Here is a 13,836-nt window from a genome sequence, read left to right on the forward strand (position 1 = left end):
TGGAGGGGGGTTATTCGATTGCCCGGATCAGCTTGCGGTCAAGCACACGCAACACGGTCTTCAGGTCATTCCCCCGTTTGAGCACCTGACCATCAATCCCGATCACCGCATATTGCCCTTGGCGGCTGCGCAGCTTGGGACGTTTTTCAATGCGATAAAGCGGGTTTTCCGCCGTGCGTCGAAAGACCGAAAACACGGCCACGTCGCGCAGTGTCGAAATCCCGTAATCCCGCCATTCCCCCGCAGCCACCATGCGTCCATAGAGCGACAGGATGACACCCAGTTCGGTCCGGTGAAACGCCACCTGTTCCGGCGCGTTCTGGGGTTTCGGGAACGGCGTGATACTGTTCATATCTCATGATGTGTGCAGGTCTGGCGTGAAATCAAGCGTTTTGAAAAACGAGGCCGCCCCGACGTGGCAAATTGATCCTGCCGGGAAACCACGACCTGCCCCGATTGCGCCGGGCACCCCGCCGCATCCTGAAATTTGATCCGGCGCCTCGAAAGGTGTATGGTTCCGGTCCCACAGCGATGACCGATGCACAAGCACGGGACTGGATGCTGCGGCCGCCGATGCCGCGTCCGGAGGTGGATTTTGCACCCGCATCGCTGTCGAAGCAAAGGAGGATCCCATGGATGTCATGAAAGCGAGCGAAATCGCACATGCGCTGTACCGGGCGCGTGGGGACAAGGCAGAATACGAAGCTGCCCAGCGGGAACAACAGTTCAGGGCCGAAGGCAACACGGACGAGGCTGCCAACTGGCGCGCGATCCGTGGCAGCATTCGCCAGATGCGCGGCGCGAACCAGAGCTGACGCGCGACAGGTTGATCGCATGTCCTGCGGGAAAGGTCCGCTTCGGGCCTATTGTTTCGCGCGCGAAACATTGGGACCGGAACGGACCCTTTAACCCTTTGCAAACATTTGCACATGCCGCGTATTCGCCATGCGGAACAGCTCATGCCAACACGGCGTGCCTACGCAAACGCCCCCTGACAGAACCATCCCGACGACATCGACGCGCCATGTGCGTAGAAAAGCCAGAGACGGTGACCCTTGTCTGTGATCACCTCCCAGTAATCGCGTTGGCCACTGCGCCAAGCGGGATCGTCCAGCCACCATTCCGGTGCGATACGTTCGGGGCCACGGATGCTGTGAACCGTGTGGTCACGTCCGCGCCAGCGAAAGGTTTCAGGCAGGCGGGGGGTGTCCGCCACCATCACCGGCTCTGGTGACCACATCATGAGCGGGCGCAGCTTGGTACGATGCGGCCAGTCCTTGACCGGTTCGGACCATGCGGCGGCGACAGTGACCCATGTTTTTTCGGGGATGTGGCTGTCAGCAGGCTGCACACGGGTGATGGCCTCCATCCCGAGTCGCGTACCCAGCCGTCCGATCAACGTATCAAGCGATCCGGGCTTCGCACCCGCCAGCCGCGCGCGCCCCGCCTCTGCCGCCTCTAGATGGCCCGAGGCGGTGCGCAAATGGATCGGTTCGTGAACCACCGCTTCGAGCCGCAGCATGTCGATGCCGTACCCCGCATCCAGATCCTCGATCTTGAGCCGCAGCAGCGGGCGGATATGCTCGGGGTCGTCCGAGGGTTTGGCCATCGTGACATTCATCCACTGCATCGTGCCATCGGCGCGGTACGCCTCGAACCGCAGGGTACGCGCCCCGCGTCCCTTGTTGTGCAGCGACAGGCAAAGACGGGGCAGCATCCGGTCGATGGCGGCCATCACGTCGTCCTCGAGGCCGATGGGATCGGGCAGGCTCATCCGCGTGGCAAACCGGTCGGGCGGCGGGGCCGGGCTGACCGGTTCGGGCAACGCGCCCAACGCCTGATCCAGACGTGCCACCAGCCCACGGCCAAACCGGCGGACCAGCCCCGCGCGAGGTTGATCGACCAAGTCCTTCACCCGGCGCAGGCCAAGCCGGGCCAACTGTTTCATCGTGTGATCGTCCAGCCGCAGCGCCGCGATGGGCAGCGGGGCAAGTGCGGCGTAGGTCTTGCCCGGCGCGGCGATGCGAGCGCGGCCCGCTGCCGGGGCAACCGTCACCGAAGGGGCAGCCCCGCCGCGTTCCCAGTGCCGCCGCTTGCCCGCACGGGACCGTGTGGCGCGCGCCTCCTGGTCGATCGCGTCGCCGCTTCGGTGATGATCGCCCCCCTGCCCGCCACCGAACCGCGCCAGCGCCCAGGCGCCGCCCAGCGTGTCGGCAATGCCCAACTGAACCGACAGCCCCAGATCGGTGCAGTCCTGTTCGACCTGAAGCGCCAGTTGCTCTTCCCCGCCAAAAAGATGCGCACAGCCGGTCAGATCGACCACCAGCGCATCGGGTTCTTCGCGCGCGACCCAAGGCGAGAACTTGCCCGCCCAGCGGTGCAGCACGCCCAGAAACGCCGCCTCGGCATGGCGGTTCGACAACCGGGTGAGCAGATCGGCACTCATGGCATGGGCATCGCGCAGGGGCTGGCCTTCGTACAGGCCCGCCGCCTGCGCCAAGGGCGACAGCGACGCCAGAACCTGTGCCTGACCGACATCGCGCACCACGGCAAAGGGCACTTCCCCAAGATTGGGGTCGCGCCGGATATGGCGTTCGGCGGCCAGCCGGGGAAACCAGATGGACAGGATACGACGGTTGATCATGAGACTCGCGGCAGCGTTTGTTCCACTTTTGTTCTTTATATATCCGAACAGATGCAAGTCGAGTCACACCAACCTCTTGTCGTTCAAAAGTGTGAAAGCCGGATCAGCCGCACCAGATGCGCGCGACCTCGTCATTTTCATTCAGCGTGAAATTCACACGGTCGCCCCGGTAGTCCATCGTCATCACGTCGTCTTCCCCCAGGATGCGGTGGGGTTGTGAAAAGGCGATGCTTTCCAGCTGTGCGCGCGGCAACCCCATCAGATGGGACATTTCCTCGCTCCCGCAGGACTCAACCGGCTTATCCGCCACGATGGTTTCCTGACATGCCGCCAGACCAAAACAAACACCCAGGACACAAAAAATACGCATTGAGAAACCTTTCGAATATCCAAGCCAATGCTTGCAAACCAGACACTTTCCCGCAAGGTTCCTCGAAAGAAAACGAGGGAGATCGCTATGCGCACACGCGCCGCTGTTGCCGTTCAAGCCGGCAAGCCATTGGAAATCATGGACGTAAACCTTGATGGCCCCCGCGCCGGTGAGGTGCTGGTCGAGATCAAGGCCACGGGCATTTGCCACACTGACGAGTTCACCCTGTCGGGTGCCGATCCCGAAGGCATGTTCCCCGCGATTCTTGGCCACGAAGGCGCAGGTGTGGTCATGGAAGTGGGTGAAGGTGTGACAAGCCTGAAACCCGGCGATCATGTGATCCCGCTTTACACGCCGGAATGCCGGGAATGCGAATATTGCCTGCACCCCAAGACGAACCTCTGCCAGTCGATCCGCGAAACGCAGGGCAAGGGTGTGATGCCGGACGGGACATCGCGGTTCAGCACGTTGGACGGTGATCCTATCCTGCATTACATGGGCTGTTCGACGTTTTCGAACCACACCGTCTTGCCGGAAATCGCGCTGGCCAAGATCCGCGACGACGCGCCTTTCGACAAGGTGTGTTACATCGGCTGCGGTGTCACCACCGGCATCGGTGCGGTGATCAACACAGCCAAGGTCGAGATCGGAAGCCGGGCCATCGTGTTCGGTCTGGGGGGCATTGGTCTTAATGTCATCCAGGGTCTGCGGCTTGCCGGTGCGGACCAGATTGTCGGTGTCGATCTGAACCCCGACAAGGTCGAGATGGCAACGCGGTTCGGCATGACGGATTTTGTGAACCCCAACGAGGTCGAGGGCGATCTGGTGCCCTATCTGGTCAACCTGACCAAGGGCGGTGCGGATTACACGTTTGACGCCACCGGCAACGTCAAGGTCATGCGTGACGCGCTGGAATGCGCACACAAGGGCTGGGGCGAAAGCATCATCATCGGCGTGGCTCCTGCGGGGGCGGAAATCGCCACCCGTCCGTTCCAGCTGGTCACGGGCCGGACATGGAAAGGCACCGCCTTTGGCGGCGCACGCGGTCGGACAGATGTGCCGAAGATCGTGGACTGGTACATGGAGGGCAAGATCGAGATTGACCCGATGATCACCCACACGATGCCTTTGTCCGACATCAACAAGGGGTTCGACCTCATGCATGCCGGGGAAAGCATCCGGTCGGTTGTGCTTTACTGACCGAAGGACCGGAGTGGCGACACGCCTCTCCGGTGTCAAAGCGGCCCCTGTGAGGGCGTCTTACCGCACGGGCCGCGTTCATTCAGCGAAGAGGATCAAAACGATGATGTTTCAGTCCAGAACAGCACTGACGCTGTCGGCGGCGCTTGCGTTTGCCGTTGCGTCCGCCACCACGGCGCAGCAGACCGCCGACGCGGTGGCGCCCGAGGCTGCAACCGATACCACAACCGCTTTCGGGGGCCTGTCGCAGGCCGCAACCGATGCGCTTATCCTCAAGGGCGCGGGTCGCCCTGTCGAAGCAGAGGACTGGATGGTGGCCGCCGCCAATCCGATGGCGGTCGAGGCTGGCGCGCGTGTGCTGCGCGAGGGTGGCACAGCGGCGGATGCGATGGTCGCCGTGCAGGCGGTTCTGGGTCTGGTGGAGCCGCAAAGCTCGGGCCTTGGGGGTGGTGCGTTTCTTGTCTGGTACGATGCCAACAGCGGCGATGTGACCACGCTGGACGGGCGCGAAACCGCGCCATTGGAAGCGACACCGACGCTGTTTCAAACCGACGATGGGGAAACCATGGGCTTCTTTGACGCCGTGGTCGGGGGACGATCTGTCGGGACACCCGGCACACCCGCCCTGATGCAGGAAGCCCATGACAAATGGGGACGATCCGACTGGGCGTCGCTGTTCACCGAAGCCATCGACCTGGCCGAGGGCGGGTTCACCGTGTCGCCACGCCTTGCCGAATTGGTGGTTGGCGATGCCGACCGGCTGGGCCGGTTCCGCGCGACGCAAGACTATTTCTTTCCGGACGGTGAGGCGATTGGTGAAGGGGAGACGCTGACCAATCCAGACTATGCCGACACGCTGCGCCAGATCGCTGCGGAAGGCGCGGATGTGTTCTACACCGGCCCCATCGCGTCGGATATCGTGGCGACGGTGCGCACCGCGGCAGGCAATCCCGGCGTTCTGTCCCGCGCCGATCTGGCGCTTTACGAGGTCAAGGAACGCGACCCGGTCTGTGTGCCGTACCGTGCGCACGAGGTTTGCGGCATGGGGCCGCCGTCATCGGGTGCGCTGACCGTCGGGCAGATCCTTGGCATGCTGGATGGCTACGACCTTGCCGCGCTTGGCCCGGACAGTGCCGAGGCATGGCGGCTGATCGGTGATGCGTCGCGGCTCGCCTTCGCGGATCGCGGGCTTTACATGGCTGATACCGATTACGTCCCGATGCCGACCCAGGGCCTTGTCGCGCCCGCCTACCTGCAAGAACGCGGCGAACTTCTGAGCGGCGATGACGCGCTGCCCGAAGTTGCGCCCGGTTCTCCGGAGTGGGATCACGCGATGGAGCTTGCGCCGGATACCAGCCTCGAACTGCCCTCGACCTCGCATATCTCGATCGTGGACAGCTATGGCAACGCGCTGTCGATGACGACGACCATCGAGAACGGGTTCGGTTCGCGGCTGTTCGTGCGGGGGTTCCTGCTTAACAACGAACTGACCGATTTCTCGTTCAGCACCCATAGCGACGGGCGGCCCATCGCCAACCGGCTGGAGCCCGGCAAGCGGCCGCGGTCGTCGATGGCGCCGACCATCGTGATGCGGGGTGGCGCGCCGTCGCTGGTCATCGGATCGCCGGGCGGCAGCCGAATCATCGGCTATGTCGCGCAAGCGATCATCGCGCATGTCGACTGGGACATGGATGTGCAGCAGGCGGTGGCGATGCCGCATTTCGTCAACCGGTTCGGAACCTATGACATCGAGGCGGATACGTCCGCCGCCGATCTGGACACCGCGCTGACCGATCTGGGATTCGCGGTGAATGTCACCACGCTGAATTCCGGGCTGCACGCCATCGCGGTGGGGGACACCCTGACCGGCGGTGCCGATCCACGACGCGAAGGCATTGCACTTGGCGAATGATGTGTGACAGGGGCGGTGGGAGAACGCCGCCCCTGCAACCGCACATGTCCAGCCGGACCCCAAACATAAAAGGTGCCAAGTCATGTCCGAAAACCCGCCCCTGCTTGCCGTCCTGATCGACGCTGACAACACGTCGCCCAAATACGCGCGGGCCCTGTTCGAAGAAATCGCGTCCTTCGGCGAAGCCAGCGTGCGGCGGTGCTATGGCGACTTTTCCAGCCAGCAGATGTCGGGTTGGTCCAAGGTGCAGGCCGAATTCGGCCTTGTGCCGCATCACCAGCCGGCGAACACGGTGGGCAAGAATGCCAGCGATATCGCACTGGTCATTGATGCGATGGACCTCATGCATACCGGGCGGTTCAACGGCTTTGTTCTGGTCAGTTCCGACAGCGATTTCACCCGGCTCGCGCAGCGGTTGCGCGAACAGGGGCTGGAGGTGTATGGCATGGGCATGCAGAAGACGCCGGAAGCGTTTCGTCGTGCCTGCAAGAGGTTCATTTTCCTTGAAAATCTCGAAAGCGGGAGCGACAGCGACAGTCCCGAGGTAAAGCCCGCCAAAGCACGAAACCTTACCGAGGCGCGCAATCTGATCCTCAAGACGATGGACGCGATTGATCAGGATGAAGAATGGTATCGTCTGGGCCAATTGGGCCAGCACATCGTGTCCGCCAACCCGGATTTCGACACCCGCACCTATGGCAAACGCAAATTGAGCGATCTGGTGGCAGACATGAAAGTGCTCGAAGTCAAACGCGGATCCAACAATCAGTTGATGGTGCGTCGTCGCGACTGAGTCTGGCGAAACTCTGCCGGACGCGCCTCTGTCCACCAAAAATGATCATTGCAGCCTGTTGTGGCCCATGCCATGTTTCTGTCGGGGATGAGGGGTTTCTGCGCTTTGCGCGACGGAGACCGACATATGTTTACGATCGACACACCGAACATCGTGCGTGCCATCGACGACTGCGCGCACGGGCAAGACAGACGGCTTTCGGATGCTTCGCTTCTTGTGCTTGCGCAGGAAGTGATTACCCGTTTGTCTCATATATCGCGCAGCACACCGCTCGAGGTTGAGGACATCGACCTTAGTGGGTTTTGCCTTGCCCTGACCGAAGCCAGCGGTGAAGAGGCGAGACGGATTCTGATGCGCGCGCATGAGCGTGGTGCGAACCACCAGCATTTGTGCATTGCCTATATCGCAGCTGCGGCACGCCAGTTGGGTGAATGGTGGGAAGAGGACATCATCCATTTCAGCGATATGTCGATTGCCGCAGGTCGGATGCTGCACATGCTGCGCGATCTGAGGCGGATGACCCCGGCTGTGCCCATTCGTGGGCGACGCGAAGCGCTTTTTGCGGCGGTGCCCGGCGAACAGCATGTCCTTGGCATTACCATGGCGGCTGACATCCTGCGCGAGAAGGGCTGGGAAATTGATCTGCGGGTCGGCCATAGTGAAACCGAACTGTGCCAGATTGCGCATGATGGCGGGTATCCGATCATAGGACTGTCGGCATCGGGTGCAGACAGGGTGCGGGCCCTGACGCGCACCATCGTAGAGCTGCGCATTGCTGCGCCGCGATCGCTGATCTTCATCAGTGGCAATATCGTTCAGATCGAAAAGGACATCGCCATCCGCACCGGCGCAGATGCGGCCGCGGCGTCGATGGACCATTGCATGGAAACTCTGGAGTCGCTCTATCAGGCCGTTCTGAGCACCGGGTCGTCCAAACCGTAGCGGCACAGAAACGTCGCCACCGCACCATCAATCACACGCCGCTTGTCGTGTTCTGACACCGAATGAATGATTCCGAACAGCAGTTTCGGCCAAAGATCGGCTTTGCACAGCTCTGCGAACTGGTCCGCAGCCAAATTGAAATCGTCGATCCTGAGTTCACCACGTCCAACGGCCTGCCGCAGGTAATTGACCAGCGCGGTGCGCATGATCATCGGTCCGGAGTGATAGAATTCCCGCCCCAGTTGCGGGAACCGATCCGCTTCGGCGACGCAGATCCGAAAGATACGTTGCCCCATGTCAGAATAGATGAAGCCCAGAAACTGATCCGCAATCCGCGACAGAACTTCCTTGGGTGGTCGGGAACTGTCGATACTTCTGATGGAGGTGTGCGCCTGCGCCTTGCACTGGCGTGTGGCGACCTCCATGAAAAGAAGGCGTTTGTCGGGAAAGTAGCTGTAGAGCGTTGCCTTGGAGACTCCGGCAGCACGGGCAATGTCATCGACGCTGGCACCTTCGAAGCCGTCGCGCAGAAACACTTCGCGTGCCCCTTCGACCACTTGATCGAACTTGCGGCCCTTGCGAATTTGCGCCTGCCCGGTTGCCATTACCCACCTCATATGTCGCGTTCAAAATCTAAACAGATCAGTTTAGTCTAGCAAGTGGGGATATCTTGCGCCCGCGCCTGAAACGTATTTGGGTGTCGCAAGGGCAATCTTTTTCCCAATGAGCAGAGGGGTTTGAACATGCGTTTTTCTTTGAACAGGCGGCGCTTTTCCGATTTGTCCGAACAGGAGATCGTTGCACTGGCCATTTCCTCGGAAGAGGACGACGCGCAGATCTATCGCAACTATGCCGAACGTCTGCGGGCGGAGTTTCCAGCCACGGCGGCGATCTTTGATGGTATGGCGGCGGAAGAGGACACGCACCGCCAGCGTCTGGTGGATTTGCACCGTGAACGGTTTGGCGACGTCATCCCTCTGATCCGACGTGAACATGTCGCGGGGTATTACGCCCGCAGACCTGTCTGGCTGATCGAGAACCTAGGGATCGAGCGTATTCGTGCCGAAGCCGAGGCGATGGAGCGGGACGCGGAACAATTCTACCTCGCCGCGTCCAAGCGCACCACCGATGCAGCCACCCGCAAGCTTTTGGGCGATCTGGCTGCGGCAGAGGCGGGTCACCAAGAGACCGCAGAGGCGCTTGAGCAGGAACACCTGACCGACGACACACGCAGCAGCGAGGAGGAACACGCCCACCGGAAATTCCTGCTCACCTGGGTCCAGCCGGGTCTGGCCGGGCTGATGGATGGGTCGGTATCGACGCTGGCGCCGATCTTTGCCACCGCCTTTGCCACGCAGGACACCTGGACGACCTTCCTTGTCGGTCTGGCCGCGTCGGTCGGGGCGGGGATCTCGATGGGGTTCACCGAAGCCGCCTCGGACGACGGGCAATTGTCGGGCCGGGGCTCTCCGATCAAGCGCGGCTTCGCGTCGGGCATCATGACCACAATCGGCGGGTTGGGCCACGCCCTGCCCTACCTGATCCCCGATTTCTGGACCGCAACGATCACCGCCTTCGTCGTGGTGTTCATCGAGCTTTGGGCGATTGCGTGGATTCAGAACAGGTACATGGACACGCCGTTTTTCCGCGCTGCGTTCCAGGTGGTTCTTGGTGGGGCACTTGTCTTTGCCGCCGGTGTTCTGATCGGCAGCGGCTAGAGTCCTTTGCCCAACAAAAAACCCGGGCGCGAACGCCCGGGCAGTTGGTCACATAAGACTGACAGGAAGGAGGAGATCAGCCTTTGGAGAATTCCGGATAGGCCTCCATGCCCAGTTCCGCCATGTCGAGACCGTTGATCTCTTCTTCTTCGCTGACACGGATACCCATGGTTGCTTTCAGGATGAACCAGAGGATCAGCGAGCCGACGAAGGTGAACACACCGTAAGCCACAATACCTGTCAGCTGTGTCATCAGGCTTGCGTCACCGTAGAAGATCACGGCGATGGTGCCCCAGATGCCTGCGAAAAGGTGGACCGGGATCGCACCGACAACGTCGTCGATCTTGAGCTTGTCAAGGAACGGAATTGCGAAGACCACGATCACACCACCCACGGCACCGATCCAGAGCGCACCGAAGAGCGTCGGCGCAAGCGGTTCAGCCGTGATCGACACGAGGCCGGCCAAAGCGCCGTTGAGCACCATGGTCAGGTCGACCTTCTTGTAGAGAATCTGGGTCAGGATCAGAGCTGTCACAGAACCAGCAGCCGCCGCCATGTTGGTGTTGGCAAAGATGCGCGACACGTCGGACACGTCACCCACGGTGCCCATCGCAAGCTGCGAGCCACCGTTGAAGCCGAACCAACCCAGCCACAGGATGAATGTGCCGAGGGTTGCAAGAGCGAGGTTGGAGCCCGGGATCGGGTTTACCCGGCCATCCTTGTATTTGCCGATGCGCGGACCAAGCACAATCACACCAGCCAGAGCAGCCCAGCCACCGACAGAGTGAACAACAGTGGACCCAGCAAAATCGGAGAAGCCCATTTCGGACAGCCAGCCGCCACCCCACTGCCAGGAACCCGAGATCGGGTACATGAGGCCGGTCAGGACCACCACGAAGGCAAGGAAGGGCCACAGCTTGATCCGTTCAGCCACGGCACCTGACACGATGGACGCGGTTGCGGCAACGAACACCAGCTGGAAGAAGAAGTCAGAACCCACCGACGCATAATCAAGCGCGGCATCTGCTGCCGACACGCCCACCGCGTCGAGCACTGTCTGGCCACCGATGGCGAAGAAGCCATTGAAGTCGCCCGGATACATCGTGTTGAAGCCAATCAGCCAGTACATGATGGCCGCGATCGAGAAGAGCGCGATGTTCTTGGTCAGCTGCATCGCCACGTTCTTGGACCGCACAAGGCCCGCTTCGAGCATGGCAAATCCGGCGGCCATGAAGAACACGAGGAACCCCGCCATCAGGAACAGCAGCGTCGTAAAGATATACGGGCCGACCTCGTCCATTGTCGGCGCGGCGGCCTCGGCCTCTTGGGCCATGCCCATCACCGGCAACGCGATCAGCGCGGCAGCGGGCAGGAGTGTCTTGAATAGTTTCATCTTGGTGTTTCCCCTAATCTCTCTGTCACAGCGCTGGTTCAAAGCGCGTCCCCGTTGGTTTCGCCTGTACGCACGCGGATCGCCTGCTGCGCATCGAGTACGAAGATCTTGCCGTCACCGATCTTGCCGGTCCGGGCTGTTTTTGTGATGGCTTCGATCACCTGGTCGGCCATGTCTGCGGCGACGACGATTTCGAGTTTGATCTTTGGCACGAAGTTTACCGCGTATTCTGCACCGCGATAGATTTCGGTATGGCCCGACTGAGAGCCGAACCCTTTGATCTCGGTTACCATCATGCCGCGGACGCCAATGTCTGTGAGCGCCTCGCGGACCTCTTCAAGCTTGAACGGCTTGATTGTCGCTATGATGAACTTCACCTTGGTCCCTTTCCCTTGCAGGTCGACTGTGTTTGCAAGCGCAGAAAAGAGGCACAGCCGTCGGGAAGGAAAGGTGAGACGCCCTGTGTAAGCGGCAGCGAATTGGCAAGTTGCACAAATTTTGCACAATTTGCAGCTTTTGATTACTTTTTATGCAATTAAAAAACCAAGTAACCTGTTAGAGGACGGTCCACATCGACAGTGAAAACCTCTAAAATACAAAAAAAGAGCAGCATCACAGGCGGTCGGCATGACTGATTCACGACGCGGTAAGAACCGTCTGGTCGCAGACCGGCGATACCCGAAAAAACCAACCAAGACAGGCAAGCCCCGCAAGGCGGCACCTGCCAAGCGCAAGACGGCCAGGCCAAAGGCCAGGCGTGGCGGGATCGTCGGCTTCTTCGGCCGCATCATCAGCTGGGTGTTTCGGTTTTTCTTCCGGCTGTTCCTGCGCGCGGGAATTGTTGCCGCCCTGATCATCGCCGGTTTTGTCGGCTATGAATACACAACGCTGCCCGAGGCTTCAAAGGCTCTGGACGGACGCGCGCGCGGGTCTGTGCAACTTTTGGATCGTGACGGCGTCGCGTTCGCCTGGCGTGGCGATCAGTTTGGCGGCGTGGTGACAGCGGACACCGTGTCGCCCCATCTCAAGAACGCGGTTGTCGCAACCGAAGACCGCAGGTTCTACAGCCATTTCGGGATCTCACCGCGTGGCGTTGCATCCGCTGTGCGCATCAACCTTTCTGAAGGGCGCGGCCCTTTGTCCGGTCATGGTGGATCGACGATCACGCAGCAGACCGCGAAACTTTTGTGCCTTGGCGTCGAATACGATCCTGAAGACTGGAAGAACGAGGCCGAATATGTGGCCGACTGTCGGCAGGGGTCGCTGTTTCGCAAAGGCAAGGAAGCGATCTATGCGCTGGCGATGGAGGTCAAGTACAGCAAGGACGAGATCCTTTCGATCTATCTGAACCGCGCCTATATGGGCGGCGGGGCGTATGGTGCTGCCGCAGCTGCCGAACGCTATTTCTCCAAACCAGCCTCGGCCCTGACACCGCAGGAAGGCGCGATGATCGCCGGATTGCTGACCGCTCCATCCAGCCTTGCGCCCACGTCGAACCTTGAGCGATCCCAGGCCCGCGCGGCGACTGTGCTGCGCCTGATGAACGAACAGGGATACCTGACGGATGAGCAAACCCGCGCAGCGCAGTCCAATCCGGCAGAGCTTTCGGACAAGGCCAAAACCCAGACCGGCGGTTATTTCGCGGATTGGGTCATGCAATCCGGCCCCGATTTCTTTACCCGCGACACAACCGAAGATGTGATTATCTCGACCACTCTGGATCAGCGCATTCAGAAGGCCGTCGAAGCGGCCATCAAAGAGGTGTTCACCACCAAGGTGCGGGAAGGATCCAAGGCGCAAGCCGCGATTGTAGTGATGTCCGCAGATGGCGCGGTGCGCGGCATGGTCGGCGGCAGACAGACCAACGTGTCCGGCGTCTTCAACCGCGCGACACAGGCCAAGCGGCAGACCGGATCGGCGTTCAAACCCTTTGTCTACGCAACTGCACTTGAGCTGGGTTACAGCCCGTATGACACCGTGCAGGATGAACCCTTCTGCATGAACATCCCCGGTTCCGGCCAATGGTGCCCCGAGAACTATTCCCGCAATTACAGCGGGTCTGTCACGCTGGTGGACGCCCTGGCCAAAAGCCTGAACATCCCTGCGGTCAAGATCTCGGAATCCGTGGGCCGCGATCTGGTGCGAAAAGTGTCCGAGGATTTCGGCATCGACAGCGCGTTGACCGACACACCTGCCTTGGCTCTCGGAGCATCAGAGGCGTCGGTTCTGGAAATGACCGGCGCGTATGCGGGCATTTTGAACGGCGGATCCTCTGTCACACCCTATGGGTTAAAGGAGCTGCGCCTTGTCGGGGAAGACGCGCCGATGATGGGCAGCGGCGGCGGTATTGGCGAGCGGGTGATCAATGAACAAGCCGCCCGTCAGTTGATCTGGATGATGGAGAAGGTGGTCTCGACCGGAACCGGGGGGCGCGCCAAGCTGGGTGAACGGCAGGTTGCGGGCAAAACCGGCACAACGCAGGCCGCGCGGGACGCGTGGTTTATCGGCTTTACCGCCGATTACGTCGCCGGTGTCTGGATGGGGTATGACGACAACACCCCCCTGACCGGTGTGACAGGAAGTGGCCTGCCCGCAGAAATCTGGCACGAAGTCATGATGCGGGTGCATGAGGGTCTTCCGGTCAAACCCCTGCCGATGATCGCCCCCGAACCGCCCCGCCAGGTGGCACAGCCGCAGCGCGAGCCACAGCAACAAGCCCCCCAACGCGGTGGTGGCAATGCACTTGAGAATGCGTTGAACCAGTTGTTGCGCGATATTCTGGGTGGCAACTGATCGGACCCGAGCCGGCGAAATCTGCGCCCAGCCCTCTTCCCATTTGGCGCGGCGCGCAATAGCGTCCCGCC

Annotated in this window: 13 protein-coding genes; 7 read left to right on the forward strand and 6 right to left on the reverse strand. The window is 61.0% G+C overall.

Annotation, left to right across the window (positions count from 1 at the left end; translation table 11 throughout):
• Positions 1–10 precede the first annotated feature (10 nt).
• A complete protein-coding gene (locus ACTIEN_RS02360) occupies positions 11–352 on the reverse strand; it encodes a DUF2794 domain-containing protein (RefSeq protein ID WP_439521496.1) in 342 nt (113 codons plus the stop codon).
• 280 nt (positions 353–632) lie between these two features.
• Between ACTIEN_RS02360 and ACTIEN_RS02365 the strand changes: the two genes are divergently transcribed.
• Positions 633–815 (forward strand): hypothetical protein, encoded by a 183-nt coding sequence (locus ACTIEN_RS02365; RefSeq protein ID WP_439521497.1) that lies wholly within the window; start codon positions 633–635, stop codon positions 813–815.
• A gap of 161 nt (positions 816–976) precedes the next feature.
• Here ACTIEN_RS02365 and ACTIEN_RS02370 read toward each other — a convergent pair whose 3' ends face one another.
• Together ACTIEN_RS02370 and ACTIEN_RS02375 are read right to left on the reverse strand one after the other, a co-directional pair.
• A complete protein-coding gene (locus ACTIEN_RS02370; protein ID WP_439521498.1) occupies positions 977–2,644 on the reverse strand; it encodes a Y-family DNA polymerase in 1,668 nt (555 codons plus the stop codon).
• Positions 2,645–2,747: 103 nt separating this feature from the next.
• Positions 2,748–3,014, reverse strand: coding sequence for an I78 family peptidase inhibitor (locus ACTIEN_RS02375; RefSeq protein ID WP_439521499.1), 267 nt, complete (start codon positions 3,012–3,014; stop codon positions 2,748–2,750).
• A gap of 87 nt (positions 3,015–3,101) precedes the next feature.
• Between ACTIEN_RS02375 and ACTIEN_RS02380 the strand changes: the two genes are divergently transcribed.
• The 4 genes from ACTIEN_RS02380 (at position 3,102) to ACTIEN_RS02395 (ending at position 7,861) form a co-directional block, all read left to right on the forward strand.
• On the forward strand, positions 3,102–4,214 hold the full coding sequence (locus ACTIEN_RS02380; RefSeq protein ID WP_439521500.1) for an S-(hydroxymethyl)glutathione dehydrogenase/class III alcohol dehydrogenase: 1,113 nt from the start codon (positions 3,102–3,104) through the stop codon (positions 4,212–4,214).
• A 103-nt stretch (positions 4,215–4,317) separates the two neighbouring features.
• Positions 4,318–6,126 carry a gamma-glutamyltransferase gene (ggt, locus tag ACTIEN_RS02385; protein ID WP_439521501.1) on the forward strand — a complete coding sequence of 603 codons (1,809 nt, stop codon included), beginning with the start codon at positions 4,318–4,320 and terminating at the stop codon, positions 6,124–6,126.
• An 82-nt stretch (positions 6,127–6,208) separates the two neighbouring features.
• Positions 6,209–6,919 (forward strand): NYN domain-containing protein, encoded by a 711-nt coding sequence (locus tag ACTIEN_RS02390; protein WP_439521502.1) that lies wholly within the window; start codon positions 6,209–6,211, stop codon positions 6,917–6,919.
• A gap of 126 nt (positions 6,920–7,045) precedes the next feature.
• Positions 7,046–7,861: a cobalamin B12-binding domain-containing protein gene (locus ACTIEN_RS02395; protein ID WP_439521503.1), complete on the forward strand. Its 816-nt coding sequence runs from the start codon at positions 7,046–7,048 to the stop codon at positions 7,859–7,861.
• Here the strand turns inward: ACTIEN_RS02395 and ACTIEN_RS02400 are convergent.
• On the reverse strand, positions 7,825–8,466 hold the full coding sequence (locus ACTIEN_RS02400) for a TetR/AcrR family transcriptional regulator (RefSeq protein WP_439521504.1): 642 nt from the start codon (positions 8,464–8,466) through the stop codon (positions 7,825–7,827). The genes ACTIEN_RS02395 and ACTIEN_RS02400 overlap by 37 nt on opposite strands.
• A gap of 138 nt (positions 8,467–8,604) precedes the next feature.
• On the opposite strand from ACTIEN_RS02400, the gene mbfA reads away from it, so the two are divergent.
• Positions 8,605–9,579: an iron exporter MbfA gene (mbfA, locus tag ACTIEN_RS02405; RefSeq protein WP_439521505.1), complete on the forward strand. Its 975-nt coding sequence runs from the start codon at positions 8,605–8,607 to the stop codon at positions 9,577–9,579.
• A 76-nt stretch (positions 9,580–9,655) separates the two neighbouring features.
• Here mbfA and ACTIEN_RS02410 read toward each other — a convergent pair whose 3' ends face one another.
• Positions 9,656–10,972, reverse strand: a complete 1,317-nt coding sequence (locus ACTIEN_RS02410) for an ammonium transporter (RefSeq protein ID WP_439521506.1) — start codon at positions 10,970–10,972, stop codon at positions 9,656–9,658.
• 38 nt (positions 10,973–11,010) lie between these two features.
• A complete protein-coding gene (locus tag ACTIEN_RS02415) occupies positions 11,011–11,349 on the reverse strand; it encodes a P-II family nitrogen regulator (protein ID WP_439521507.1) in 339 nt (112 codons plus the stop codon).
• Between the two features lie 250 nt (positions 11,350–11,599).
• Here ACTIEN_RS02415 and ACTIEN_RS02420 point away from each other — a divergent pair, with 250 nt between their 5' ends.
• Positions 11,600–13,765: a transglycosylase domain-containing protein gene (locus tag ACTIEN_RS02420; protein WP_439521508.1), complete on the forward strand. Its 2,166-nt coding sequence runs from the start codon at positions 11,600–11,602 to the stop codon at positions 13,763–13,765.
• Positions 13,766–13,836 lie beyond the last annotated feature (71 nt).

Origin of the sequence: Marivita sp., from assembly GCF_051859345.1 — a bacterium.
GTDB lineage: Bacteria > Pseudomonadota > Alphaproteobacteria > Rhodobacterales > Rhodobacteraceae > Marivita.

Bases quoted from the DNA above. Each gene is read 5' to 3' on its own strand.
- ACTIEN_RS02365 (WP_439521497.1), top strand. From the start codon at position 633: ATGGATGTCATGAAAGCGAGCGAAATCGCACATGCGCTGTACCGGGCG.
- ACTIEN_RS02420 (WP_439521508.1), top strand. From the start codon at position 11,600: ATGACTGATTCACGACGCGGTAAGAACCGTCTGGTCGCAGACCGGCGA.
- ACTIEN_RS02370 (WP_439521498.1), bottom strand. From the start codon at position 2,644: ATGATCAACCGTCGTATCCTGTCCATCTGGTTTCCCCGGCTGGCCGCC.
- ggt (WP_439521501.1), top strand. From the start codon at position 4,318: ATGATGTTTCAGTCCAGAACAGCACTGACGCTGTCGGCGGCGCTTGCG.
- ACTIEN_RS02400 (WP_439521504.1), bottom strand. From the start codon at position 8,466: ATGGCAACCGGGCAGGCGCAAATTCGCAAGGGCCGCAAGTTCGATCAA.
- ACTIEN_RS02380 (WP_439521500.1), top strand. From the start codon at position 3,102: ATGCGCACACGCGCCGCTGTTGCCGTTCAAGCCGGCAAGCCATTGGAA.
- ACTIEN_RS02360 (WP_439521496.1), bottom strand. From the start codon at position 352: ATGAACAGTATCACGCCGTTCCCGAAACCCCAGAACGCGCCGGAACAG.
- ACTIEN_RS02395 (WP_439521503.1), top strand. From the start codon at position 7,046: ATGTTTACGATCGACACACCGAACATCGTGCGTGCCATCGACGACTGC.
- mbfA (WP_439521505.1), top strand. From the start codon at position 8,605: ATGCGTTTTTCTTTGAACAGGCGGCGCTTTTCCGATTTGTCCGAACAG.
- ACTIEN_RS02410 (WP_439521506.1), bottom strand. From the start codon at position 10,972: ATGAAACTATTCAAGACACTCCTGCCCGCTGCCGCGCTGATCGCGTTG.
- ACTIEN_RS02390 (WP_439521502.1), top strand. From the start codon at position 6,209: ATGTCCGAAAACCCGCCCCTGCTTGCCGTCCTGATCGACGCTGACAAC.
- ACTIEN_RS02375 (WP_439521499.1), bottom strand. From the start codon at position 3,014: ATGCGTATTTTTTGTGTCCTGGGTGTTTGTTTTGGTCTGGCGGCATGT.